Genomic DNA, 26,026 nt, shown 5'->3' with positions numbered 1-26,026 from the left:
CCCAAGGTTAGGGCTTGGTTAATTCTTCCGCCGGCTCCGGTGGGAGTTAACACAACATTAATCTTCCGGTGACGAAGCCCGCATTTTCGACAAGGTACATCAGCGCGAGTTCTGGAGCAGGGAACGGGCAGGGCGGCGATGACGCATTGCGGCCGCCCGACCCTGTCGCGTGATCGGGAGCGACGCGAGGTGAGGGTGAGACTGGGGAAGACGGGCAGACAGGTGCGCGAACACACGCTGAAGTCGTCGCTAAAGCACCACCCGCCGGCTGGGACCTGTCTCACCGTCGGGCCGCTGATACTCGTTCGGGAGCAACGGGCCGTGACGTTACGTCGGCGCCTGATACGTCTGACGCGCCGTGAATTCGATCTGCTCTGGGCCTTGGCGGAACAACCCGGCAAGGTCTTTCGCCGTGAAGAACTCTTGGGCCTCGTATGGGGGAAAAATCTCTTCGTCACCGCCAGAACCATCGATGTCCATATGGCGAAGCTCCGACACAAGCTGCGCGAAGCCGAGGAGAACGAGATTGCCGAAACGATATGGGGCGTCGGGTACCGACTCGCTCTGACGTTCAGGAGTAAGCGTTGACGTCCGTATCCATACGAGAAGCGATAGTTCAGGAGGCTGCGAGCGGGTCTAGGAAGGATCGCTCAACCGGCAGGCTCACGGAGTTTACACAGTCCTAACACATGACTGAATGCATCGTTACAGCGCAGCTGTACCACGGTGCAGCAACCAACGGGATTCATCGGAAGCGTTTTAGGCGGCGTATTCGTCGTCACACTCATCATAGGAGGACTGTACATGCGCGAGCAGTGGAGTAGGTTATTTACTGGTGCCGGGGTCCTGTGCGTGGCTCTCTTCTCGGCCGAGCAGGCGGCGGCTCAAACGTCGTCAGGGACGGACCCACAGAAGCCGGTTCAGACGGTTCAAGCGGCCTCATCATCGTCTTTGACCCCAGTTGTGGAGGACCCGCTCGCAAGTTATGAAAAGCGCCTGAGCGTGGTTGAAGAGTGGAAGACCAAGGTCGAGCGGCTCCCGCTGCTCAGCAACAAGGTGAACTTCGGATTGAACGCGTTGCAATTTCTTTATACGCACCAGGATGCCAAAACCGCAGAGGGGCGCAGCCAGGATAATTTCTCGATCCGGCGATCTGAGTTACTGGCTTACGGCAAGATCAACGAGTTCATTCCCAAATGGCACGTGCTGTTCGAGTTCCAGAGCATCAATTTGACGAACAATACCCCCGATTGTAGCAACTCACCCGGCGGCAATTGCTCCGCGAAGGCAGGCGGCGTGCCGACTGCAGCGACGTTCTTTCGCGAATCATACATCGATTTCAGACCGTTTCCGAGTCTTGCCCCGAACCTCAATTTCATTCGGATGGGTATTTTTCGTATGCCGTTCGGTATCTTCACGGAAACCTCCGGCGGTCTGCGCGACGTGATCAGCTCGCCGTACCTCACCTCCGTCGGCAGCGGCGGGACGACGACGAACGGTACCGGCGGTCCGATCGAACTGATCCATGAGCGCGATTATTTCGTTGACATGCGTGGTACGTTGTTCAATAAGCTGGACTACGTCGGCGGCATCATGAACAACAACAACTACCAGGCCAATATCTTGGGCGGTAACGGCCCGAAGGTCGGGTACGGCAGGCTGCGGTATTTCTTCACGGATATTTCCTTCGTGAGCATGACCGTGTTGGGCGGGGAGAGCAACAATACCGGCACCTTCATCAACGGCCGCGGCAAGGGCTCCTTCGATCGCTACGGACTCGATGCGCGCTATACCTCGCGCTGGCTGCCGGGGTTCATGATCCAGGGCGAAGTGTGGCAGGGGCATGATGGTTCGAATCCGACCATCGTCGGCACACCGGCCCAAGGTGACTGTTTGAATCGTGCGTTCTGCGGTGGGTCCGGGGCACCGGGTGTTCAGAGACGGACGTGGTACGTGTTGGCCAAGTACCTGATCTCCAGCGGCCCGCTCAAGGATTTCGAGCCCGTCGTCATGTACGAACAATTCGATCCGAACACGGCCGTATCGAACGACATGTTCACGCGGACGATCGTCGGCTTCAATTACTATTTCGAGAATCTTCCCCCGAAAATCCAAAGCAAGTTGTCGGTCAACTACGAATTCCGGCATCACCAGGGAACGGGACCTGCGACTACGGTGGCCAACAACGATCCATTCGCACAGAACGCGTTTTTGGTCCAGTTCCAGATCCGTTATCAGTAAGCATGTGTAGTCGTAGAGGGAACAGGGGCGCCACGATCTTACTGGTCGGTGTCTGCCTGCTTGAGTTGACAGGATGCGGAAATTCAGCCAAGTTTTTGGCTGACTCTGGGGACCGGGGTACCGTAGCCTATCCCTACTTCGATGACGAGGACGTGTTGGCATCAGAGGGCCGTCGGGATGCACTTCGCCTCCTTGAGGGGAAGTGCCCCGGCGGCTATCGTGTCTTGCGTGAAGGCCAGGTTCCACGCATCAGCCAGGCGGTCGACCGGGCGTGGAAAGGTCAGGTCTCCGGCAATGGACAAGTGTCGAAAGAAAAACAATGGGCCATTCAGTTCGCATGTAAATAGATGAGGATCTCTTGAAGCCATTATCCCTTCCCGTGTGTGACTGTCATCCGCAGCGCTCCCTCTTCCGTCTCCCCAAGCAGTTCACCGTTGCGCCCCTGATCATGGTGGCGGCCCTCTACCTGAGCGGTTGTACTGCGCCGTTGATCCAACGGGTCACGCACGAAACCAAAGGCGTGCAGCTCGGCGTGGAATCCGACCTGAGCACCACGGAGACCGCCGTTCCGCCGATCCTGAATGCCCATCCTGCGAAACTCACCGCCGAGGAGGTACGCACGCTGTTGGGAGCGATCGAGGTGTCGGGATGGAGCGGCATCGTCGTCGGGGTCTTCGATAATCCGCGGCCTGTCCCGGTGTTTGCCGGCAGCGAGCTGACGGCGCTGGCGGAACCGTTCGCACGGGCGTTTGCGGAGGCCGGCCCAAAAGAACGGGTCTTCTTTTCGCTGCAAAATCCTTCGGCACGCTACGATACGGACCGCACCGCGGGCAGCATGTTCATCCGCGACGGAGTCCTGCACTTCATCCTCGTCGATCACTATATTTTCCAACAGGCCGATCCGGGAGGAGGCGAACGCCGTGACCCTCGTGATACGAAGGGCATGAAGCTCTGGATCGTGCGGCCGGCGCAGGCCGCCTCTCTGCTTGAGGGGCAGGAGCCCCGGTGGAGTACCTTTGAGAAGGTTCATGTTTCAATGAGAGTTCGTGATGTACTGGCGGCCTTGCAACCGAGCAGTGTTCCCGCCAAGCCAGACATTGCCGCGCCAGCCTCCCCACCTGCCTCGCCCGCGCCCACTTCCCCCGTGGGGGCGTCGGCTCCAGCATCCCGCGACGGTGGGCTGAATGTGCAGCAGAAGGTCAGTGACCTCGACATGGCCAATCAAAAGCTCCGCACGCAGCTGGAGCAACAGACTTCTGAATTGGACAAATTGAAGAACGAACTCCGCCAACTGCGCGAGGAACTGAAAGCCTCCAAAGGTTCGGTCAAGAGTCCCACCCGTAAACCTGCCGTCAAGCCGTCTGCGGAATAAGTTAACGCGGAGTTAACCCGTCCTTGGGAGTCGGGTAACACGAATCCCATACTCTCCAGCCAGTCAGGTGCACGCACCGATTGGCATTCCAAAGGAGGAGAGTATGGTTTGGCGCGTTGGATTGGGGCTTGGAATCAGTTTGTCCATCGCCCTGCAATGGAGCTGTACGACGACTGTCCCGCCCATGGCCTCCCAGGACCCGATGGCTGCACTCTTGTCCCAATGCCGGACGGAGTTCCAACAGCGTCAAGTCGAACGTGCGCTCGAGACCGCATCTCGCGCGATCGTTTTCTCGCCCACCAACCCGGAACCGTGGAACGCCCGCGGGTTCATCTACAGCACGCAAGGTGCAAGAGAACAGGCGATCCGCGATTTTACCGAAGCGGTGCGTTTGGATCCTCAGCAGCCTTTGTACCGGGGTAATCTCGGAGCGGTCTACCTGGAGTCCGGGCGCTACCGGCAGGCGTTGGATGCCTTCAACGATGCGCTTCGGCTCGGACCTCCCTCGGCACGACTCCTCAACCATCGTGGGCAAGCCCTTCGCCATCTCGCTCAGTTAGAAGACGCTCTTCGAGATTTCGACACTGCCGCGCAATTGAATCGGCAGGATGCAACGATTTTCGCCAACCGTGCGGTGGTGCTTGCCATGCGGCAGGACTTCGATGGTGCCGCGCGTGATTTGGATCGAGCGGCGCGTCTGAACGCCGACATGCCGGCTGTGTACCAGAGCCGTGGTCTCGTCTCCATGCTGACCGGCGAGTATGAGCGGGCGGAACGGGATTTTTCACGCGCGATTGAGTTGGGCGTCTCCGATGAGGTGTTGGTCTACAACCGGGGTGTGGCTCGCTCGATATTGGGTGATACGGCTGGCGCTCTGAAGGACTACGACCGCTCATGCCGAGACGGCTATGTCCCAGCCTGTCGCTTCACCGAGGTTCCGGAGAAGAACCCGAAAACACACTTGTAGAAAGTGGGAAAACCGACGAGGCCGGCGGGAATGGGACGCAGGCTTCCGTGAGGAGACCTGCGTCGCGCGCTGAACCTAGTTTACGCAGTACGTGTCGTGTTCCAGCGGATAGTAGCCGTCGGTCGTATGGGGAAAATCGCCGAGGCCATAGGACCCGTACTCGCCGGTCTTCCAGATATGCATGCACGTGGCGACCACATACGGCTCATTGCGGACATTCCCATCCACGGTCACGTCCTGCGTGCCTTGGGCAACGGCGACCACCACGAACTTGTTGCCGTACCAACGGGCGGATGGGTCGAGCTTACCGCTGTAGGCAATCGCAAATTCAGGGGTGCGTCCACGCGCTTCTCCGGGCCCGTAGACCGGATGTTGTTCCAGAGGAAGCTCCTGAGCTCTGATCTGGTATCCATGGTTCGATTCTTCGACGCCGACAATACGACCGGCCAACTGGACGACGCGCCCCTTGAACACGTCCGGTTGTGCTCGAACGACGCCGAATTCAACGGGAGTCGCGTCGCTCGTAGCACCGGGAGGAAACAGCGTAGGGGTGGAACAGCCCGAAGCCATGAGTGCTGAGCAGGCCAGCACTCCGACAGAAAGTACTCTCATCGTGAACCTCCTCGGCCGGACAGGTAGATTGTGGACCATGACCTTGACCCTCGATGCTGCCGTACAAGGCGCCGACTCGATCATGTGAAGCAGGTTCGGCTGATGCATCTTTGTAACACGTGTGTAACATTCGTTTAACTGAAGTGTAACACCGGGTACCGGTGGCAACAAGCTTACAAATATGAAGATTTTGGAGTCTCTGGAGAAACCGTGGCCGAAGGTCGTCGATCTTCAGCCGAATCAGACAACCCATGCAAAGGAGCGCCCATGAAACAGAAGTCTTACGCCATCAGTCTACTACTTGCCGTGCCCGCATTGCTGCCGGCCTGCACCAGCCACTCGCCGATCCCTTCGGAGTATCGGGATAAACTGGCTCCGACGTTCGATTTTCAAGCCTGGCGAGAAGCTTCTCCGACGAACAACACGGGAAAATCCGATTCCGGCACGAAGGTGGAATTGGGCGGTCGCATCGTGCAAGTGACGAATGACGGCAAGGGGTGGTTGATCGTTGCTGAGCAGTTGCCGATCTCGAGTTCGCCGGTGTATGGGCCGAAAGAGGCCGGAACGCGCAAAGGAGATTTTGAGTTTGCTCTGCTGTATCCGGGGGAATTGAGCGCTGAAGCCGCAAAGAGTGGAGACAGCTTCGTTGTCGTCGGCACCACGAGCGGCCGCAAGCCAGTCATCGTAAAGGGAGATCCGAAGTCCGAACCGTATCTGGTGGCCGACTGCATTCACATCTGGAGAGCGGGATCGGAACAGGCAGTTGAAACCAAGGATGGCGCTGGAGTCCGGGAGACCGTTTCCCCTCAGGCAACCTCGTGCGTACCGAAAAAATAGCCGCAGTCCAGGAAAAGGGACGTCATCCGCTGTGCCACGACCTGCCACGCGTATGCGTGGCAGGTCATCAGCATCCGAATTTACGATCCCGTAACAGCATTCTGACGGCGAAGAAACAAGGTTCCTCCATACTGGATGAAGGACGAGCGATACGATCGTGACGACGCTTGAACACACCATTGAACGAGCCGCCGGCGATACGCTGCTTCTGCTTTCGGCCAACGAGTCCTTAGAAGGAATGCTCCAGAAAGGGCTCCTGGGCATGAACTGCCGGCTGGTCCTCCTGCCCGACCCACAGGCTGCGCTTGCCTATGCACAAAAGTCCAAGCCGGCGTTGGTTCTGGTTGATCGGCACATCCGAAGTTGGCATTCCGCGCGCAACCATCCGGCGCTGAGCCGCGTGCCATTCATCAGTATCGAATCACCGGAGACGATGGTTCAGGAAGACGACTGTATCGCCGAACTCGACCAGGGGCTTGACGGGTGCCTCTGCAATCAAAGTGTCCGCCAGATCGTGGCACGCATCCGCTCAATTTTGCGTCGACGCCCGAGCGCGCGCGCGGGTAGTGCTCCGTTACATTGCGGTCCCGTCCAGATGGATATTGCACGGCATGAGGTCAGGATCGGGGACAAGCCGGTTGAACTGACGCTTCGGGAATTTCAGATCCTGCGTCAATTCCTCGAATCACCTGAGATCGTGCTGACCAGGCAGGAACTGCTGAACCGGGTGTGGGGAGAGGATTTTGCCTTGGAAGAACATGCTCTGGATGTGCACATTCACGCCCTGCGGCAGAAGATCGAGGAGGATTCGTCCAAACCCAGGCTGATCGTCACGATCAGAGGCGTCGGCTACAAACTGCGGACGCCGGCTTAACCGACGCTTCCAGTCCCGTATTTCCATTCTCTGTTTCAATCTTTCACGTTTGTTACACGCCCGTAACATTCGCGTAACCCCTCGTCCATATTCCTTCTTTAGGCTGTGATCCGCAATTCCGATCCATTCCTGCAGGAGGATTCCGCACATGGGGAGCATCCGTTCGTTTGTCCTGGCTATGTCGATGTGTAGTGCAATCGCGCTGATCTCGACTCCTCTTGGGGCGCAGGGCGCGGACCATCAGCCAAGTTCCCAGCAGGCCGATATTCCTGCGGGCGGCACCCCCGTCGAGGATTTACTCCTCCAAAAGGGGGTGATCACGATGGACGAGTGGATCCAGATTCGAGCCGAACAAGAATATCGGGGGACCGAACGCGACAAACGTATCGACGCTCTCGAGGATTGGAAGACCAAAATCGAATTGCTGCCGATTTTACGGGACAAGGTAAATGTCGGTTTGAACGCGCTCCAGTTTCTCTATACCCATCAAGACGCCCACGTGCCGGAAGGCAAAAGCCAAGATAACTTTTCGATCCGACGGTCCGAAATCATCTTCTGGGGCCGTCTGAGCGATACTCTGCCGCGGTGGCATGCCCTGTTCGAATTTCAAAGCATCAATTTTGGGCGAGAGACGCCGACCGGTGGGAGTGGCGCGGCGACCGGACAGCCGACGGCGGCGACCTTCTTTCGCGAAAGCTATATCGACTTCCGGCCCTTTCAGTCCTTGGCCCCCAACCTGAACTTCATCCGCATGGGTATCTTCCGGATGCCCTTCGGCATCTTCACGGAAACCTCGGGCGGTTTGCGGGATGTGATTAGTTCCCCCTATCTCACGTCGGTGGGAAACGGCGCCGGCAACCGCACGGGCTCGGCCGGTGCGGTCGACTTTCTTCAGGAGCGTGATTTCTTCGTCGATATGCGTGGAAGGCTCTTCAATCGGCTCGAGTATGTCGCGGGCGTCATGAACAACAACAACTACCATGCCAATGCGACCGGGGCGAATGCGCCCAAGAGTTTCTACAGCCGTGTCCGTTTGTTCGGCAGCGATGTCTCGTTTGTCAGCTTCACGACGATCGTCGGAGAATCAAACAATGCGAATACCAACATCAACGGCCGCGGCAAGGGCAGCTTCGACCGCTACGGCCTAGATTTTCGCTATACGTCAAAAATCCTGCCCGGGTTCATGGTCCAGGGGGAACTTTGGCAAGGACATGATGGCGCCAATCAGACGACGATCGGGCGTCCCGCGAACGGTGCCTGCGATGTGCAGGCCATATGCGGCGGATCCGGTGCCCCGGGTGTGCAACGCCGCACCTGGTATGTGCTGGCAAAGTATTTGATCACCGACGGCATCTTCGAAAATTTCGAGCCGGTCGTCATGTATGAGCAATTCGATCCCAATACCAGACTGGGGAACGATCTCTATACGAGGACCATCGTCGGGCTGACATACTACTTCGAGAACTTCCCGCCCAAGGTTCAGTCGAAGTTGCAGATCAACTACGAATTCCGCCACCATTCGGGCAACGGTCCCGGAGCCGTGGTCGATCCGACGACGGGGATCGGTGACCCCTTTGCGCAGAACGCATTTCTCGTGCAGTGGCAGATCCGTTTCATGTAAGCTGCAATCACGGTCGCGCCCTTGGAGGGCAGAAGGAGTCTGTCGCCATGTCCAGCTTGTCTCGCCTGATCGTCGTGCTCGCAGCCCTGCCGTTGCTGTCTTCATGCGGTACGACCCAACTGTTTCCCGCCGAGACGCTGTCTGGAGTGGATCAGAACTTTGATTTTTCCGCCTGGCGCTCCTCTCCTTCCACCAAGATCGGCACCAAGGTGCAATTGGGCGGACGCATCTTGCAAGCCGATTCAAGCGCGGATGGGCTGCGAATCGTGGCCTTTCAACTGCCGATCGTCGATCATCCCGCGTATGGTCCGCGCGAGGTAGGCAAGCGCAACGGCGAGATGGTGATTCGCTTTTCCGGAAAGATTCCTGCGAAGGCCCTGGCGCCGGAAAACAAGTTGATCGTTATCGGGACGACCGAGTCGCCTCAATCCGTGTCGGTCGACGATGTGCAGCGGTCATTGCCATCGGTCAATGCCCAATGTGTGCACATCTGGTTGACCGGGCGGCAGCAGATCTCCGAATTTCCTCACAACATCGGAGGTGGGTATGAGCCACTTGAGGAATCCACCTTCTGCCTGTCCGGTCACTGACCATACGTTTCCTGCTTCGTGGTCAGTACAACGCCAGCCCTCGTTCGAGTCTACCCATCATCCATAGCGGCCGTCCCTGCTGCAGCGTGGAGCGCCATTACGCGTTTAGCTCCGATGACCCGAGAAGGAGTCAGCTCGCGATGAGACACTGCCGGAAGTTGCTTCTGATTGCCGTCGTCCTCTGTTTGGTCCCCGGCTGCAGTCTGTTGCAAGCCGAGCGGGTATTGCTTGATCGGGGTGGAGTCCGAGTTGCCGTCGAACCTGATCCGAGTCTCCGGCGTGCCGCGTCACCAGTGGCGAACAATCATCCCGCCAGCCTGTCGGCGGAGGATGTCCGGCTGCTTCTGGAACCGCTGCAGGTCAGTGGTTGGAGCGGGACCTTGGTGGGACTTCTTGAGCAACCCCGCGCGGTCCCGGTCTTTTCACAAGCTGAACTCGAGGCCATTGCCGGTCCGATCGCCGACGGCCTCAAGGATGCGGGAAGGGGCGAGCGAATCGCGTTTCAACTGATCGGAACCAGGAAGGGCGCAAGCGATGACCGAATCGCCGGAGCGCTGTTCCTGCGAGGTCGCTATCTGCACGTTGTGCTTCAAGACCATGCCGAATTCGCGAGGGCTGATACAGGCGGGGGAGAGGAACGGGATGTGCGCGACAACAAAGGAATGAAACTCTGGGTCAATCGCCCGGCCGCTGCCGCCATGGTTCCGGACGCGGAGGAGCCGCGCTGGGCCCCATTCGAGAGGGTTCACCTCTCAGTAACCGTGGCGGACGTGTTGGCCTCCGCCAAGAGACCGCCTGCAGCCGGTGGGGCGACCTCGGTGGGGGACGGTCCCAGCGCTGGCCTCCCTCCGGGCAGCCCGGTCACAGCCGGTGAAAGCCTGCAACCTCGGCAGCAAACTGATGAACTGAGTCTTCAGATTCAGGAGCTGACCCATTCGAATCTTGATCTGCGCCGGCTCGTTGAAGAGCAACGCAAGATGATTGAGGCGTTGAAGGAGGACGTGACGAAGCTGCGTCAGGAGCTTGACCGAAAAGCGCCGCGCGGAAAGTCGCCGAACAAACCTACGGGTCCTTGAATCTTGACTAGGGCGTCGGGGCGATCGGGGCAGCATTCGGCTTCAATGCCAGCTGACCCTTGTCGATTTCAGAGATCGGAAGCGGAAAAAATCCAGCCCGCACTACCGCCTCTTGCCCATCACGACTTGTGATGAACTGCACCAACTCCGTCACCACTCCAGGCAGGGGTTCGCTCGGGGCCTTGTCGAAATGGAGATACAGCAGCCGTCGCAGGGGATAGGTCTCATCCGCAACGGTGGCGGCCGAGGGTGTAACAAATGGCTGTCCTGAGCCTTCCGCCAGCGGCACTACACGGACGCTCGAACTCATCAAGCCAAGGCCGTTGTAACCGATGCCCAGCGGGTCTCGCGACAGCGCGAGAATCAATGAGGCGGCTCCCGGTTCTTCCTGTATGCCGGGACTGAAATCCCCCCCGGCCAATACATGCTCCTGAAAGAAGCCGCGTGTGCCGGATTTTCTATCTCGGCCGTATAGGCGGATCGGAGAATGGCTCCACTTGCTGTCGAGCCCGAGTTGATCCCATCGCTTGATGTCGTCGGGTAGCCCGCGGTTGTGGGTCGAGGAGAAGATCGCATCGACCTGCTTGAGCGTGAGGCCTTCGATCGGATTGTCCTTGTGCACATAGAGTGCCACTGCATCAACCGCCACGGCGACTGTCAATGGGGCATGACCGTGTTGAGCGGTAAACTGTGCGATCTCTGATTGCGTGAGTGGACGGGACGAAGCCACAACCAGGGCAGGGGTGTGGCGCTCTTCTTTCAGGTGGATCTTACCCGTTGATTTGAGCGGAGGTTGGACCAGTTGCTCAATGGCTTTGGCCGAACCGCCGCCGGTGACGTCGATTCCGGCTTGCGGTTGGCGTCTCCGGAATTCCGCCGCGACGCGCTGCATGAGGGGCAGCATGGTTTCTGAGCCTTGAACTCGAACATGCCCGGAGACCGGCTCATTCGCAGTGTAATTGGTAAGGCGGGCATCTAAGGTGACCGCGGTCATCGGGCCTGCTTGTTCCGCATTTGCCCTGAAGTTCCCGCTCGACCACACTGCTAGACCGGTTACGATGGCGACGGTCCACCATCCCCATCCCGTTTCATAGAGAACCTGCCGCTTCGTCATCATGCCTCACCTCGTGGCGTGGACCATCATTGCTGTGTTGATTCCTGATGGTCAGGGTGCCGAACCAGGATTGCAAGGCGGTGACCAGATTGTTACCGAATTGTTAATTCTGGAGAGCGAAGCAAGGAAGGGATCTGGAACGCGAGTCGATTCCGTCAGAACCGGCAGGATAAGCATGGCTCAAGTCAGAGCCAGCCTCGCGGCGTTCTTCTTCATCCCGTCAGAAGTCGTCGATCGAGACGGGATGGAGCAGGTCTCGCACGGACAAGACCCCCACAATCGCGCCGGATTGGGACACCGCCAGGTGCCTGGTCTGGTGCTGTTGCATGAGATCGGCGGCCTCCGTCACCGACCGTCGCTCGTCGATGCAGATCACAGGGCTGCTCATGATTGATTCGACCTGCGTGAAGTAGGGCGGCTTGCTCGTGCCCACGACCTTTCGAACGATATCCGGCTCGGTCACGATTCCAATGACTTGGTCGTTTCGCTCGACGAAGACGCTGCCGATCTTCCGTTCGCCCATGACCTTGGCCGCTTCCATGACGGTCGTACCCACCTGGACCGTGACCAACGATCTGCTCATCAGCTGACCGATTCTAACCATCCTGATCCTCCTCGCGTCTGGTTGAGAGAATGCTCGAGGCCGGCATGATCGCGGAACCTCGCTGTACGCCGATGCGAAAGGATGGCAGAAGAGAATTGAGGGAATCTCAGGGGGACGTAAAATCTGTGTTACAACGAGCAGCCCGGGCGGGATATCGCATCCCGCCCGGGTGAGGCAATGCTAGTCTCGTACGACGAAGTGCACGCTGCGGTTCTTCTGCCAGCAAGAGGCATTGTGCTGCAGGCAGAGAGGCCGATCTTTTCCGTAGCTGGTGACTTCGATCTGCAGGTTGTCGATGCCCAGGTTCTCGAGATAGCGCTTCACATGGGACGCACGGCGTTCGCCGAGGACCATGTTGTATTCAGCCGTACCGATTTCGTCGCAGCGCCCTTCGAGCAGGATCTTCTTGACCCCGTTATCCTTGAGGCGTTTGGCATTGGCCTCGACCGTCGTCAAAGCATCATCGCGCAGGACATATTGATCGAAGTCGAACAAGACGTCGGGGAAAGGGATGTTCTGCTGGCCGGTTGCGTTACGCGCCGCCATTTCGACGGATCGAAGCGGGGCGGGGGCCGGTGCGGCCGGAGGTTCGATTTCTTTGACTACCGGCGCCGCGATACGTTCCTCGGTCCGGGGTTTCGGAATGCTGGCGGTATTGCCTCCGCTCGTTCCCGATTTGCTGGCACAGCCGTCGAGGACGGTCCCGCCGGTAAAGGCGAGAAGCCCCACCAAGGCGAGTGGACGCATGCGGATCATGAACACCTCCAAGCGTAAGTTGAAGAGCGGCCTCCCATGAGATGGTACGGAGAGGAAAGAACGGGCCCAGAATAATCAAATCCGGCGAATCAGGCAAGTCACTTCTTTGCGGCAAAGTGCTCGAACAGGCGAATCGGCTGATCCATCGGTGCCCAGGTCAGCACGTCCATCGAATCGCTGACGTAAGCTGGTGTGCGCATCCCGTTCAAGACCGTGGTCACGCCGGGCGTGCTGGCCAAGGCCCAGAGGGCTTTCTGCGAGAGCGAGGCCCCGCGGCGCGAGGAGGCAAGAAACGGATTGATTTGTCGATGCAGATCGGTGGCGCGCACGCGACTCCGTTCCGCCGCTTCCGCATGGAGTTCTTTCAGCAGCTTGACCAACTCCGGCAAGTAGCGGTCACGCCAGGATTCCCACCGCTCTGCCATCTCGCCCGTAAAGGCATTGCCCAAAGCTCGCAACACTTGATTGACGTGCGGGGCCACCATCTGTTGCTCGATCTGTTCCCACTGTTCAATGCCTTGAATTTGGGGACGAATGCGCCCGAGTTCCTCCGCCCAACGGAAAAAGTCGCTGGGCAACATGCCATGGCCGCCCTGTTGAACCGCCGGCGCGACGTCCTTCCGGTATTCCTCTTCCAAGCCAGCCACCTTGCGCCGTTGTTCTTCGAAATCCACATGGTGGGAGACGAGTTCGACATCCCCAAGGCGGACGATACCGCCGCCGGCGCGGGGCATGGCGTTGAGCGGGCGGTTGACCAGGACTGCGGCGTCGTTTTGCTGCGCAACCTGAAGGAGGGACTCGTCTCCATTGGCGCCTGTATTCGGCACGAGCGCCGCGCCTGCTTCGCACAGATTCATCGGGCACTGGATCACCGCAAAGTGATGGGCCGTCCGTTCCAGCCGCTCGGCTGCCCGTTGTGCAGCGGCCAACATGCGGGAAAGCGACGTCGCGTCTGCCTTTGTGGGGAGCGCGGTGACGGTGTTGGAAGAAACCCCGTACCAGCTCAGACGCCCGGCCAGCACTTGTCGCTCGAAATACTCAAACGCTCGCTCCAGCCGTTCGTAAAACTGATCGCGCAGGGCGGCCACGTCCGCTCCTTCGACCTGGGCCGCTGCGGTCAAAAAGTATTCAGGGTTGTGCAGCAGGCAGACATCCAGCGTCGCGATGCCCAATCGATCCAGGGACTGCGTAAGCTGATCGGCGAGAAAGTCGGGATGGATGCAGTGCCAGATTCCTTCACCGTATTTCACCATGTTTTGGTATGGTTTACCGGCTTTCTCGCGGGCTTTGGCCTGGACCAGATTCTGACCCTGGACATAGCCGATTTTCGAAACGAGCACCATCTGATCGCGCGTGACCGTCCCACCCCCCGTCAATTCCGCCAGCACTGCCCCGACCAATCGCTCGCTTTCCCCATCCATATAATTGGTGCTGGTGTCGATGAGATTGCAGCCTGCATGAATGGCCTGCAGGAGCGCCTGCCGGTGGTCCGGTTGACTGCCATCCACCCGATAAGTCCCGAACCCAAGCCGGCTGACCGTCCACCCAGTTCTGCCGCAACGGGTGAACGCCCAGTCTTCCCGTAACCTACCTTTTGAGGCTTGGATGGCCTTGGAAGCGAATTCGGCCGTACCCTTGCCTGTGGCGGACCCGGCAAGGCGCTCTCCACCCAAGACCTTCTGTTCCGATTCCTGGCCGGCGCGCGCATGGCTGGATTGGGTCTCGAGCATGATGGCCACGTGGGCTGGGTCGGTGACGGGGCGTTGGCAAGCAAAGTTCCGACAGACGTAGAGTGCCGCCTTGCCATCGACCGCAGTCTTGCCGGCCAGGAGAGGATGCTCAGTCGGGGTGGCCGGGTCGGCGTAGGCACAAATGCGATTCGGGAGGAAACGCGCTACCACTGCGCCTTTCAATGAGGTCATTCCCGGGTCGGTGGGCGACCCGACGAAAGCCAATTCGATCGGGCCCTGCATGAGAAAATCGACGACGGCCAGACTTTTTGCAAACGCGCGCGGGTACCGGCCGATCGGTCGGCCATACGCACGAATCGCGCCGATGGCCGCTTGTCGAAAATCCTCGCGGGCACCATGCACGGAGAGGCGCGCAAAGACAGAGGCCGCGACCGAATTGCCACTGGGCGTCGCGCCATCGGGCCCCTCGCGGCTTCGGATGATGAGGTGTTCGTGGCCGGAGGCGGTGGTGAAAAATGCGCCGTGTTCACGATCATGAAAGTCTTCCAATATGCGCTCTGCGAGACGAACTGCCTCTCGCAAGTACCGGTCGCCCCCCTGTGTTTCATACAGGTCGACGAGACTCTCGGCCAAATAAGCGTAGTCTTCGAGGTAGGCATCTAGGTGGGCCTTCCCACCTCGCGACGTCCGGAGGAGGCGGCCATCCTGCTTCGAGTGGTGCGCAAGGAGAAAATCAGCCGCACGTTGCGCCGCTTCCACATACCGCTTTTCTCCGAATACGCGACCCGCCTCGGCCATGGCTCGGATCATCATGCCATTCCAGGCGGTGATCACCTTATCGTCCAGGTCCGGTGGAATGCGCTTGGAGCGGGCAGCGTACAGGAGCGGCTTCAGCCGGTCCAGGCGTTCGGACAAGTCAGCTACGGTCAGGCCTAGTTCTTTGGCGACCTCTTCCTGCGAGCGCGGCGTATGTAACACATTGGTATGTTCCCAGTTGCCGCCTGGCGTGACGTCATAGTAGGTGCAAAGGAGTCGTGCATCATCATCCGTCGAGACGGCGGCGCGGATGCTGTCTGGTGTCCAGACGAAAAACTTGCCCTCCACCCCTTCGGAATCGGCGTCGGTGGAGGAGTAAAATCCGCCATCCGGTGCGGTCATCTCGCGCAAGACGTAGTCCAGCGTTTCCGTGGCGATTCGGTGGTACGTCGAATCACCCGTTACTTGGTAGGCCTCGACATAGACATGCGCTAACAGCGCATTGTCATAGAGCATCTTTTCAAAGTGCGGCACGAGCCAGCGATCGTCGGTGGAATAGCGGGCAAAACCTCCGCCGATGTGGTCATACATGCCGCCAGCCGCCATCTCATCCAAGGTCTTACGGACCATGTGCAGGGTGTGGGAGTCGCCGGATCGCGCGTAGCAGCGCAGGAGTAGGGAAAGCCCGGTTGCAGGTGGAAATTTGGGAGCGCCGCTGAATCCGCCGTGCTTCGGATCGAAATCCTCGGCAAACTGCGTGACTGCCGTGTCGAGTTCGGCCTCGCCCACCATCGTGGGGGAGGGGGCGTGTGCGCCTTCCTTAAGACGCGCTGTCAGAGTGGCGGCTTGGTTGACCAACCCTTGCGGATCCTGTGCCCAATACTCCGCGATCTTTTTCAGGACAGTTGGGAAACCAGGTCGTCCCCAGCGGTCTTCGGGTGGAAAATAGGTGCCGGCAAAGAACGGCTGCTGGTTCGGGGTGAGGAATACGGTCATCGGCCATCCACCCTGGTTATGATTAAGCGCCAGGGTGGCCTGCATATAGATTTCATCCAGGTCTGGGCGTTCCTCGCGGTCGACCTTGATGCAGATGAAATGCTCATTCATCAGCGCGGCGATCGCTTCGTTTTCGAAGGACTCCCGCTCCATCACGTGGCACCAATGGCAGGAGGAGTAGCCGATCGATAGCAGGATGGGGCGGCGCAGACGCAGGGCTTCCGCGAGGGCCTCGGGCCCCCAGGGATACCAGTCGACTGGGTTACGCGCGTGTTGAAGAAGGTAGGGGCTGGTTTCGTGTTGAAGCCGATTGGCTTTGCCCGTTCCCGATGTTCCGGCCATGGCCCGACCCTAACACGCTGCCTTCGAGATGGTCAACGCGGCTGGATAGGCTTTCTTGCGGAGAAAAAAGATTGGCTCGCGTCCCCGCGAGGGGAGGCGAGCCAATCGTAGATCACGAACGATCGAAGAGATCAGTGGCTCAGTGGCCGCCCTTCTTCTTGTCGTCCTTCTTCTTGTCATCGCCGAACACGGTCTGGGAGAGATGGCCGCCCTTCTTCTCTTCCTTCTTCTTATCTTCGCCGGCAAAGGACGGAGCGGTGAAGGCAACGAGGATGGCAGCCGCAACGAATGCGAATACGACACGCTTCATGGAAACCCCTCCTTGAATGGTTGAGTAAGTAAACGCCCACTACGCGACAGGCGCCTGAGGTTAGCGAACCCTTCCAGAAATGTCAACGAAGCATTTTGGCAAGAGGTGTATTCCTCGGGATGCTCACGTACGCGAGGCACCTGGGCGTGATTCAAAAAGGCAAGCGGAACAGCAGATCCCTCCTTGACAGTCCTTGTGTCCGGCAGTAGGCTCTGCGCGCGCCTATGGCCTTACCCTACCTCTTCGCCGCCACTCTGTTTCTCAGCGCTTTCTTACTATTCCTCGTTCAGCCGATGATCGCGAAGATGATTCTGCCCGCACTGGGCGGCACGCCGGCGGTCTGGAATACCTGTACGTTGTTTTTTCAGGCCACCTTGTTGGCGGGCTACAGTTACGCCCACGTGCTGACCAGTCGCGTTGCGACCAAGGCACAGATTGGGTTGCATGCCGCGGTGCTGGCACTGCCGCTCATGGCGCTCCCCATCGGACTCGCGGCGGACTGGGTGCAGCCGAAGGAGGCGAACCCGATCCCCTGGCTCTTGATGCTCCTCACCGTGTCGATCGGATTGCCGTTCTTTGCGCTCTCGACCACCGCGCCACTCATGCAAAAGTGGTTTGCCCAGAGCGACCACCCGTCGGCGAAGGACCCATACTTTCTCTACGCGGCGAGCAATCTGGGCAGCATGCTCTCGCTGTTAGGCTATCCGGTGGTGATCGAGCCGATGTTGCCGCTGCGGGGGAGCCTCTTGGGCTCGCAGAGCGGCCTCTGGAGCATTGGCTACGTACTCCTGAGTATGCTGATCCTGGCCTGCGGTTTCCTGGTCGCAAGATCCTCTTCGCCGCTTCATGTCTCCGGTCCCAGCTCCGTCCGAGCGGCCGCGACCGCCGCCGCAGCGCCCTCCTTGCGCCTGCAGCTCTGGTGGGTGGCCTTGGCCTTCGTGCCGTCGAGTCTGATGTTAGGCGTCACCACCTACGTGACACTGAATCTCGCCGCGATTCCCTTGCTCTGGGTCATTCCGCTCACGTTGTATCTGCTCAGCTTCATCTTCGTGTTCGCGAAATGGCCCCCCTCTTCGCACCGGCTCATGATCAGGACGCTGCCGGTCCTGATTCTCATTTTGGCCTTTACAATGGTGCCGGACACGCCGAACTTTCCGTTGCCCGTGACGATTGCGCTGCACTTCGTCACGCTATTCGTGGCGGCTCTGGTGTGCCACGGAGAGTTGGCGAGGACCAGACCCTCGCCGGCCTACTTGACCCACTTCTATATGTTGATGTCGATCGGCGGTGTACTGGGCGGCCTGTTCAATGGGCTCATCGCTCCGGTCCTCTTCAAGAGCATTTTGGAATATAAGATCGTGTTGGTCGTTGCCGCGTTCCTGCTTCCGGAAGAAGGCTGGGGCCCTTGGTTCGCGCGACATTTCAAAGATTGGGGCGTCGCGGCCAAGGCCGGCGGCTGGCCTCGCGATTTCCTGTATGCCGGTTCCGTGGGGGCGCTGCTGCTCTTCGCCAGTTGGATCGATAGTCGGCCGGCTGGCGAAGGGGGTGTCCTCAGTCTCTGCCGTGACGGCCTTCAGGCCGTGGCGCAAGGCCTGTCCCGTGTGACCGGGTTTGATCAAGAAGAGGCCTGGGCCTTACTCATCTATGGGCCGATCCTCGCGGCGACCATTGTTCTCGTAGCCCATCCGAGGCGTTTTGGGCTGACGCTGGGCGCCATCTTGCTGGCCGGTACGCTGTCGCTGAGCCTGGATACCAGCAACCGCGTGCTCTTCCAGGACCGGTCATTTTTTGGCGTGCTGAAGGTGAAGCACAGTGTGGAAGAAAACTCCCACCGGCTCATTCACGGTAACACCATCCATGGAGCGCAAAGTCTCGACCCGGCTCGACGCCGCGAATCGATGACCTATTTTCACCGGACCGGCCCAATCGGCCAACTCTTCAGTTCCTTTCAGGGGCCCTACGCGAAACGGAATATTGCCGTCACCGGCCTGGGGGCGGGGACGCTGGCCAACTATGTCGAGGCGGGGCAGACGTTGACCTACTATGAAATCGATCCGCTGGTGGTCAAGGTCGCGCTGGATCCCCAATACTTCACGTACTACGAAGATGCCAAACAGCGAGGCGCGCAGCTTTCAGTCGTGATCGGCGACGGCAGGCTCACCATGGAGCAGGCGCCGGACCACAGCTATGATTTGATCATCCTCGATGCGTTCAGCAGTGATTCCGTGCCGGTCCATCTCATCACCAAGGAGGCCATGTCGCTGTACTTTAGAAAGTTGGCGCCCCATGGCCTGGTGATTGTAAACATTTCCAACCGCTACCTGGATCTCTCGCCGGTCTTGGCCAGTTTGGCTCTGTCTCTCCACGTGGTTGGACTCCGGCAGGACGACGATCCTGACGACGCGATTCCCGAGAAGTACGGATCGACCTGGGCCGTGATGGCCAACGAGCGCGCCGATTTCGGTTCCGTGGTCAACGACAGGCGCTGGATTCCCTTCAGCCCCGAATCAAGGGCGGGGGTCTGGACCGACGATTTTTCGAACATGCTCGGCGTCGTCAAATGGTTTTCCAGCCCATAACAGATGCCCTTGAGCGCCGACCTCGGTACCGCAAGCGGGTTCCACCGTTGATCATGTGCTACACTTAATGGTGACCTTTCCGCGCACCGTGAGAGAGTCATCGTGACGACGGATGATATCGGTCCCTACTCCAATTACCGCCTGACTGTCCGTCTCGCCCTCCTGAACAAGCCCGGAATTTTTGCCAAAGTGGCCTCGACGTTGGCTGAGGAAGGCGCCAACCTCGGTGCCGTGGATATCGTATCGGCCAATGCCGAGCGGATGATCCGCGACGTCACGTTCGACGTGCAGAACGAAGCGCACGGCGAGCGGGTGCTCGCGCGGCTGGAAAGTCTGCCGGAGGTCAACGTGCTCTCCGCATCGGACCGCATTTTCCTGCTCCATCTCGGGGGCAAAATCCGTGTGCAAAGCAAGGTCCCCGTGACGACCAGAAACGTGCTGTCGATGGTCTACACACCGGGGGTCGGCCGCGTCTGCCAGGCCATTGCGAAAGATCCATCCAAAGCCTACGCCTTCACCATCAAGAACAACTCCGTAGCTGTGGTGACCGACGGCTCGGCCGTGTTGGGGCTGGGCAATTTGGGCCCGCAGGCCGCCTTGCCGGTGATGGAAGGGAAGGTCATGATCTTCAGGGAGTTCGCCGGCATCGATGCCTGGCCGATCTGCCTCAATGCCCAGGATCCCCAGGAGATCGTCCGCATCGTCACGGGCATCGCACCGGGTTTCGGCGCGATCAACCTCGAAGATATTGCGGCTCCGCGCTGTTTCGAAATCGAGCGGGCGCTGAAAGCAGCCCTCGATATTCCCGTCATGCATGATGATCAGCACGGCACGGCTGTCGTCCTCCTGGCGGCACTGATGAACGCCCTGAAGGTGGTCGGCAAGAAGTTGGAGGATGTCCGGATCGTCGTGAACGGTCTCGGTGCGGCTGGCACCGCTTGCTGTCGCATTCTCCTGGCAGCCGGGGTCTCGCATCTCGTCGGCTGCGACAAGGAAGGCGTGGTCTTGATGGGGGAAGCCGAAGAACTTCGCGCCTGCCGCACCGATCTGCAATCCTGCATCAGGCGACACCGCCCTCGCGGGACACTCCAGGAGGCGCTGCGCGGAGCAGATGTCTTCATTGGCTTGTCCGTGGGGAACGTGCTGGTGCGGGAGGACTTGGAACGGATGAACGGGGATCGCATCGTGTTTGCGATGGCCAATCCCGATCCGGAGATCGATCCGAAAATAGGGGACGAGGCCTCGCGCATCTTTGCAACCGGCCGGTCCGACTTTCCCAATCAGATCAACAATGCACTGGCTTACCCTGGCATCTTCCGCGGCGCGCTCGATGTGCAGGCGAGAGAAATCAACGAGCAGATGAAGCTGGCCGCGGCCCAAGCCATCGCGGAAGGCGTTCCATCCACCGCCTTGTCGGAGGACTACATCATTCCCAGCCTCTTCGACCGCGAGATTGTCCCCCGCGTCGCCAAAGCCGTTGCCGCCGCAGCTCGAGAAACCGGCGTCGCGCGCCGCCGTGCAAGGATCGACGACGATCTGCACTAGGATGCTGCAGATACAGCGTCTCGAGCGTTGCTGTGTTTTCACTCCCTTATCCTGCCGCAAAGCGTTGTGCTAAGATGCCCCCAGCCCGCTCGCTGGTTGAGCGGGTGTTGCTCTCATAGGACCCCGTGGGCTTTTCCGCGAACCGGCTGTCGAAATACCAACGCGGCATGCGCCGGCGAATCGATATGTTGCGCGCCAAAAACGCGGACAGCATCGACTTTGCCGTCGACTACATGATGCAGGAGCGGGTGGACAGTTTCTTCCGCGTCGAGCAAGGTCTCGACGAGGTAGAGCGATCGCTCCAACAGATTGAAGAGGAATTGCTCCAGATCCACGACCTCTCCGGCGCCATTCGGCTGGAATCCCGGCTGGAGTTCGTGGAAGACCGTTGGGACGAACTCGACAGTGAAGTGCGTGAACGACCCAGACGCCGTCGGCGTAAAATCAACCTCGCTGATTTTCTCAAGGCTGCGGGCGGCGGTGAACCCGGCGCCCCCAGGAGCGAGATCAGCACGGCACACGATGCCTACGAAGCCCTGGGGCTGGAGTTCGGTACCGCACTGGCCGATGTGACGACCATGTTCCGGCAGCGGGCGAAGGAACTCCATCCCGACGCGAGGAACGGGGACCGGAGCTCGGAACCAGAACTGCGCCGTATTCTCGAAGCGTACCAGTTTCTGAAAGAATATTTGAGTTTGAGCAATACCGAACCGCCCATTGCACGCGGATCCGAGTATCGTCCGCCTGAGTAAATGATGGTCAAGCCCGCTCAAGATCTCCCCTACATCGCATCTGCGGAGTCGCTCGACGCGCTCTGCGACCGGCTCGAGAGCGTCACGACCCTGGCGATCGACACCGAGTTCATGGGCGAGGACCATTTCATACCTCGGCTCGAGCTCATTCAGGTGGCGGCAGACGGGTTCGCGGCCGTCATCGACTTTCCGGCGGTGCAACAGACCGCTTCCATCGCGCGCTTCTGGGCGCTGCTCTGCATGGCGAGTATAGAAAAGGTGCTTCACGCCGGGCGGCAGGATCTCGAACTCTTCGCGCACCATGCCGGCCAGCTGCCGAAGCCCTTTTTCGACACGCAGATTGCGGCCGCGATGGTCGGGTACGGTCCCCAAACCGCCTATGCCAATCTCGTGCAGCGGGTGCAAGGGGTACGCTTGGACAAGGCCCATACTTTCACGAATTGGAGCCAGCGCCCTTTGAGCCAGGACCAATTGGTGTATGCATTGGACGATGTGAAATTTTTGCTCCCGGTGCATCAGCATCTCCGGCAGAAACTGTCGGTGCTGGGTCGATTGGACTGGGTCGACGAAGAGTTTTCCCGTCTCGAAACCTCGCTCGGCTCGCAGGCGCGCGACCCTCAAGAGCGGTATCAGCGAATTCGGGGATGGGATAGCCTCAAACCGAAGGCGGCGGCGGTCTTGCGCGATCTGACTGCCTGGCGAGAGAACGAAGCCCGGCGACGCAACGTGCCCCGCGGCCGTGTGTTGCGAGACGAAGTCTTGCTGCAGCTCGCGCGACAGACCCCGCGTACGCTCGACCAACTGCGCGGTATGAGAGGGATGTACGGATCGGAAGTGGAGCGAAACGGCCAAGCCTTGTTAGCCGTCATGCAACAGGCCTTGGCCAGACCTGAATCCGAATGGCCGGAGGTTCCGCGCGATCGGAAGCCGGACCCTGAATCGACCGGAGTTCTGGAGTTGATGCAGGCGGTGCTGAAGGCCAGAGCTTCCGCGGACAACATCGCCTCGACCTTGATTGCCACGACCAGCGACCTCCAAGCGCTTGTCGATCATGACGCTGCCGATGGCCCTGAACCGGACCTTCCGATCTTGCGGGGTTGGCGGCGGCAATTGGTGGGGGAGACGCTCCTGAGTATTTTGGATGGACGATTGAAGGTTTGGGTTGAACCGGGAACCAGCAAGTTGCGATTCGGTCACCTCGACCACCCCTAGCCGTTCAAAAGCGTCCAGACGCACGCTCGCGCATTCAGTCTCGCACCCTCGGATTGCGCCTGCTTCCGCATCATCCTCCCAACCGGCCGTAAACACAGCAGGAAATGACGGTCACCTGGCTTCGTGAGCCGGGTACGCTTCTGGCAGTCCCCTAGTGGGCTCCGTCGGAAGGACTCTTTCCCGGCGCGCCGAAACCCTGGGCGTTATCATGCCGCTCACCTTTCGCACGACGCTTGTGGCGTTCATGTTTCCAGGTGGAATCTTGGTCCTGGCCGCACTGGCGTTTCTACGGCCCACCGGCCTTCCCCATTGGGTGCAACCGCTCCTCCACCTGCTGCCGTTCGGCGTGATGCTCTTCTCGGGGCTGTTTGCCTGGCTGTTCGATCGTGCGCGCGTGGCCTTGACCCTGCTGATTTTGCTCCTGACCGATCTGGTGCTCTTGGGAGTGACCGGCTCGGTGAGTGCCGATGGACATCCCGACATTTCATGGGAATTGTTGTATCAAGCAGCCGGCCTGCTGGTGCCGCTGAACCTGCTCGGCTTGACGATCTACTCGAAGGACCGCATCCGCAGTACTCGAACCATGGTGTGGGTCGTCGGCATCCTTGTTCAGGCGACGATCGTGTTGGGGCTTCGACAACTTGCACCACTGGAATTTGTGGCGGTGCTGCATACCGCGTTTCTACCCGCGCATTGGACCGCGTGGTCGCCGCTCTCACAGCCCGGTCTTCTGGCCTTCGTGCTATCGACGGGATTGCTGGTCTTTCGCTTCATGGAATCGCGGAGTCCCCTTGAGACCGGGTTTGCCTGGACGCTCGTGGCGACAGCGTTTGCCTTTTTCAGCATTCGGTGGCAATGGGATCCACGGGGCTTTCTCATGACCGCTGCCCTAGCCGTGACGACCACGTTGGTGATCGCAAGTTATCGAGCAGCCCATCGTGACGAACTGACGGGACTTCCGGATCGAGAGGCCCTGGCCCAGGCCACACAGCGGCTGGGGCAGACCTACGCGGTGGCGCTCCTCGAGGTCGACCAACTGCGACAGGTCAACAATCTTTACGGCCGAAGGGTTGGGGACCAGATCATGGCGCACGCGGCGAGAAAAGTGGTCCATTCCAGCGGGATCGGGAAAGTCTTCCTCTATAATCAGGATCAGTTCTTGGTCCTGTTTCCCCGCAAGACCACCAGTGACACGTTGGTGTCACTCGAGTCGATGAGAAAAGCCGTGTCCTCGTTGGATCTCGTCTTGCGACATCGTGCCCAAATCGTCGTTCGGCCGAAGGATACGACGCCGGAGGAGGGCACGGAGGAATCCATTCCCGTGACGCTGAGTCTTGGCGTGGCAGGAACCGGCGAGTTGCACGTTCGATGGGAATTGGTCGTGAAGAATGCCTGCGGAGCGCTGCTGCAGGCCAAGCAGGACGGCGGGAACCTCGTGCGGCGAAGCGGCCCTCAAGAACGGGCTGCGATCGAAACCGGACCAGCCCGGATACGTCCCTCAACCGGCGCGTGGCCACGCACCGGAACGGAGTAAAGTCTTGGGTCAGTGGGGTGGGACGCGGTAGGGGCGGGTGGGGCGGCCCGTGCGGCGCTGCTTCCACATTCCCAGCAACAACGTCAGGAGCGCCAGCCCTATCTCATCGAGCAGGGGGATCGGATCCGGCAGCAATAGGTCCGCCACCGTCAACATCGCAAACAGAAGGAAGAGAGTCGGGAATCGAAGGTTCAACCGTTCCAGTATTCGCCCCAGCAGCGAGATACGCGCAGCTTGACTCGCACCATCCATTGACTTTCCTCCTTTGCTCGGCGATTACAGCAGACATTCCACCGTGTCGGATGGGCGGGCCAGGATCACTTTGTCGCCTTTCACGACCAGCGGGCGTTGAATCAGATCCGGATGCTTGATCATGAGGTCGAGCAACTCGTCGTCGCTCTGGGTGCCGGACGAGAGTTTCAGCGTCTTATAGATGTCTTCTTTCGTCCGCAGCACATCCCGCGGCGAGAGTCCCGCTTTCTTGAGCAGTCCCTTGAGTTGCGCCTTCGTGAAAGGCTTCTCGTAATAGTTGATTGCGGTGAATGGTTGGCCACTTTCCCTGACCAAGCGGACGGCCTCGCGACAGGTGGAACAGGTGGGTTTCTGATAAATCGTAATTTCTGCCATCGAGATCCCTTTCAGGCACCGGTATGGGGCCGGCTTGACGATAATTTTTGCGCTGTGTTACATCACCAGTCTTAGCTACAACCACAGAGTACCACTGCCATGCCACTGTTTGGAACCGATACCAGCGATCAGGCCGGACGATTTTCCTGTGCCGCTCCCGACCGGCGCACCCTCAAAGATCTTCGAACGAAACGCAAAGGGCAACCCGTCGTGGTGATCGGGCATGTGCTTGACCGGAAGGGGACCGAGGCTTCGTTCGAGGTATTCAATGACCGCTTGGCCGTCGTTCGCTTCGATGACGGGGCCATTCTGGGCTTCGATCCAACCGAATTGTTGTTGCCCACCGATATCGACGAACAGGGCGTGGCCTATTTCGAAATTCGTCCTTGCCGGTCCTGTGAACAGTTATTCCCCCTAACGGCTGAAGAGGCCGACCGGGACGAGGAACCGACTCTCTGTCCAGCCTGCTCCGAGTAGGCGGCACTTGATGCCGCGTCAATCGGCCATCGGCGCCAGTTCCAACGCTTTCTTCAACAGACAATCGCCGGCAAAGCCCTGCAGCGGCATGGGCAACATGCTGGCATCCAGCACCCGCACATTTGAGATCTTGAACCCTTCCGAGGTTTTGACGCCGTCGGCCTTGAGGGCATGGCAAATCTCGAGCTTGCGCCAGACGGGATTGCCTGCCACGGTCTCCGAGGGCAGGAGCTTCAGATCCGTGACGCCGCCATCCAGTAATCCCTTTGCGGCGACCCGCAGTTTGTCCTTCGGTATCTCGCTCACCACGGCGAACAACACCACTTCTTCTTCCGCCCACAGAAGCGGCGTGGGCAAGAGGCCGGTCGCAGTGATCATCGCTAGGAGCGCCCGCATGTGCATCGGCTACCTCCCTGAATATTCCGGATGTGTAGTGGCGAGGGAATGATCGAATGGACGTGGGGGGCGGTGCCCCTCACAAAGTCCCGGCAGAGCGTGACGAGGATGCCATCCCGCCTATTGGACTCGCGACGGTCTTCCA

The 26,026-nt window shown here is 59.5% G+C and carries 24 protein-coding genes; 15 read left to right on the top strand and 9 right to left on the bottom strand.

Features of this window, described 5'->3' with window-relative positions; all coding sequences use genetic code 11:
• Positions 1–138 precede the first annotated feature (138 nt).
• From KF814_13280 to KF814_13265, 4 genes are all read left to right on the top strand, one after another.
• The gene (locus KF814_13280) at positions 139–588 is read left to right on the top strand and encodes a winged helix-turn-helix transcriptional regulator (GenBank protein ID MBX3237116.1); all 450 of its coding nucleotides are present in this window, start codon (positions 139–141) and stop codon (positions 586–588) included.
• A gap of 216 nt (positions 589–804) precedes the next feature.
• A complete protein-coding gene (locus KF814_13275) occupies positions 805–2,241 on the top strand; it encodes a hypothetical protein (GenBank protein MBX3237115.1) in 1,437 nt (478 codons plus the stop codon).
• A gap of 358 nt (positions 2,242–2,599) precedes the next feature.
• Positions 2,600–3,613: a hypothetical protein gene (locus KF814_13270; protein MBX3237114.1), complete on the top strand. Its 1,014-nt coding sequence runs from the start codon at positions 2,600–2,602 to the stop codon at positions 3,611–3,613.
• Positions 3,614–3,716: 103 nt separating this feature from the next.
• On the top strand, positions 3,717–4,580 hold the full coding sequence (locus KF814_13265; GenBank protein MBX3237113.1) for a tetratricopeptide repeat protein: 864 nt from the start codon (positions 3,717–3,719) through the stop codon (positions 4,578–4,580).
• Positions 4,581–4,655: 75 nt separating this feature from the next.
• Here KF814_13265 and KF814_13260 read toward each other — a convergent pair whose 3' ends face one another.
• Positions 4,656–5,192 (bottom strand): Slp family lipoprotein, encoded by a 537-nt coding sequence (locus KF814_13260; protein ID MBX3237112.1) that lies wholly within the window; start codon positions 5,190–5,192, stop codon positions 4,656–4,658.
• 267 nt (positions 5,193–5,459) lie between these two features.
• Between KF814_13260 and KF814_13255 the strand changes: the two genes are divergently transcribed.
• From KF814_13255 to KF814_13235, 5 genes are all read left to right on the top strand, one after another.
• On the top strand, positions 5,460–6,029 hold the full coding sequence (locus KF814_13255) for a Slp family lipoprotein (GenBank protein ID MBX3237111.1): 570 nt from the start codon (positions 5,460–5,462) through the stop codon (positions 6,027–6,029).
• 157 nt (positions 6,030–6,186) lie between these two features.
• Positions 6,187–6,903, top strand: a complete 717-nt coding sequence (locus tag KF814_13250; protein MBX3237110.1) for a response regulator transcription factor — start codon at positions 6,187–6,189, stop codon at positions 6,901–6,903.
• A 148-nt stretch (positions 6,904–7,051) separates the two neighbouring features.
• Entirely contained in the window at positions 7,052–8,524 is a 1,473-nt protein-coding gene (locus KF814_13245) for a hypothetical protein (GenBank protein ID MBX3237109.1), read from the top strand.
• Positions 8,525–8,571: 47 nt separating this feature from the next.
• Positions 8,572–9,114, top strand: coding sequence for a Slp family lipoprotein (locus tag KF814_13240; GenBank protein ID MBX3237108.1), 543 nt, complete (start codon positions 8,572–8,574; stop codon positions 9,112–9,114).
• A gap of 140 nt (positions 9,115–9,254) precedes the next feature.
• On the top strand, positions 9,255–10,190 hold the full coding sequence (locus tag KF814_13235) for a hypothetical protein (protein ID MBX3237107.1): 936 nt from the start codon (positions 9,255–9,257) through the stop codon (positions 10,188–10,190).
• A 7-nt stretch (positions 10,191–10,197) separates the two neighbouring features.
• Here KF814_13235 and KF814_13230 read toward each other — a convergent pair whose 3' ends face one another.
• The 5 genes from KF814_13230 to KF814_13210 all read right to left on the bottom strand — a co-directional run bounded on the left by KF814_13230 (position 10,198) and on the right by KF814_13210 (position 16,759).
• On the bottom strand, positions 10,198–11,307 hold the full coding sequence (locus KF814_13230) for a substrate-binding domain-containing protein (protein MBX3237106.1): 1,110 nt from the start codon (positions 11,305–11,307) through the stop codon (positions 10,198–10,200).
• 217 nt (positions 11,308–11,524) lie between these two features.
• On the bottom strand, positions 11,525–11,908 hold the full coding sequence (locus tag KF814_13225) for a CBS domain-containing protein (GenBank protein MBX3237105.1): 384 nt from the start codon (positions 11,906–11,908) through the stop codon (positions 11,525–11,527).
• A 180-nt stretch (positions 11,909–12,088) separates the two neighbouring features.
• A complete protein-coding gene (locus KF814_13220) occupies positions 12,089–12,664 on the bottom strand; it encodes an OmpA family protein (protein MBX3237104.1) in 576 nt (191 codons plus the stop codon).
• A 98-nt stretch (positions 12,665–12,762) separates the two neighbouring features.
• Positions 12,763–16,449 (bottom strand): DUF255 domain-containing protein, encoded by a 3,687-nt coding sequence (locus KF814_13215; protein ID MBX3237103.1) that lies wholly within the window; start codon positions 16,447–16,449, stop codon positions 12,763–12,765.
• 139 nt (positions 16,450–16,588) lie between these two features.
• The gene (locus tag KF814_13210; protein MBX3237102.1) at positions 16,589–16,759 is read right to left on the bottom strand and encodes a hypothetical protein; all 171 of its coding nucleotides are present in this window, start codon (positions 16,757–16,759) and stop codon (positions 16,589–16,591) included.
• Between the two features lie 224 nt (positions 16,760–16,983).
• Here KF814_13210 and KF814_13205 point away from each other — a divergent pair, with 224 nt between their 5' ends.
• The 5 genes from KF814_13205 (at position 16,984) to KF814_13185 (ending at position 24,381) form a co-directional block, all read left to right on the top strand.
• Positions 16,984–19,338: a fused MFS/spermidine synthase gene (locus tag KF814_13205; GenBank protein MBX3237101.1), complete on the top strand. Its 2,355-nt coding sequence runs from the start codon at positions 16,984–16,986 to the stop codon at positions 19,336–19,338.
• A gap of 102 nt (positions 19,339–19,440) precedes the next feature.
• The gene (locus KF814_13200; GenBank protein ID MBX3237100.1) at positions 19,441–20,883 is read left to right on the top strand and encodes an NAD-dependent malic enzyme; all 1,443 of its coding nucleotides are present in this window, start codon (positions 19,441–19,443) and stop codon (positions 20,881–20,883) included.
• Positions 20,884–21,068: 185 nt separating this feature from the next.
• On the top strand, positions 21,069–21,635 hold the full coding sequence (locus tag KF814_13195; protein ID MBX3237099.1) for a DnaJ domain-containing protein: 567 nt from the start codon (positions 21,069–21,071) through the stop codon (positions 21,633–21,635).
• A complete protein-coding gene (gene rnd / locus KF814_13190; protein MBX3237098.1) occupies positions 21,636–22,847 on the top strand; it encodes a ribonuclease D in 1,212 nt (403 codons plus the stop codon). It abuts the gene before it with no gap.
• Positions 22,848–23,055: 208 nt separating this feature from the next.
• Positions 23,056–24,381 (top strand): GGDEF domain-containing protein, encoded by a 1,326-nt coding sequence (locus KF814_13185; GenBank protein MBX3237097.1) that lies wholly within the window; start codon positions 23,056–23,058, stop codon positions 24,379–24,381.
• 9 nt (positions 24,382–24,390) lie between these two features.
• Here KF814_13185 and KF814_13180 read toward each other — a convergent pair whose 3' ends face one another.
• Together KF814_13180 and arsC are read right to left on the bottom strand one after the other, a co-directional pair.
• A complete protein-coding gene (locus tag KF814_13180; GenBank protein ID MBX3237096.1) occupies positions 24,391–24,633 on the bottom strand; it encodes an IPTL-CTERM sorting domain-containing protein in 243 nt (80 codons plus the stop codon).
• Between the two features lie 24 nt (positions 24,634–24,657).
• Positions 24,658–25,008 carry an arsenate reductase (glutaredoxin) gene (gene arsC / locus KF814_13175; GenBank protein MBX3237095.1) on the bottom strand — a complete coding sequence of 117 codons (351 nt, stop codon included), beginning with the start codon at positions 25,006–25,008 and terminating at the stop codon, positions 24,658–24,660.
• Between the two features lie 99 nt (positions 25,009–25,107).
• On the opposite strand from arsC, the gene KF814_13170 reads away from it, so the two are divergent.
• Positions 25,108–25,485, top strand: a complete 378-nt coding sequence (locus KF814_13170; protein MBX3237094.1) for a hypothetical protein — start codon at positions 25,108–25,110, stop codon at positions 25,483–25,485.
• An 18-nt stretch (positions 25,486–25,503) separates the two neighbouring features.
• Here KF814_13170 and KF814_13165 read toward each other — a convergent pair whose 3' ends face one another.
• Positions 25,504–25,887 (bottom strand): hypothetical protein, encoded by a 384-nt coding sequence (locus KF814_13165; protein MBX3237093.1) that lies wholly within the window; start codon positions 25,885–25,887, stop codon positions 25,504–25,506.
• Between the last annotated feature and the right edge of the window lie 139 nt (positions 25,888–26,026).

The sequence above is a fragment of the Nitrospiraceae bacterium genome (genome assembly GCA_019637075.1).
Classification (GTDB): Bacteria; Nitrospirota; Nitrospiria; order Nitrospirales; family Nitrospiraceae; genus JAHBWI01.
The sequence above is the reverse complement of the archived record's forward strand: the minus strand, read 5'-3'. Positions and strand labels throughout refer to the sequence as shown.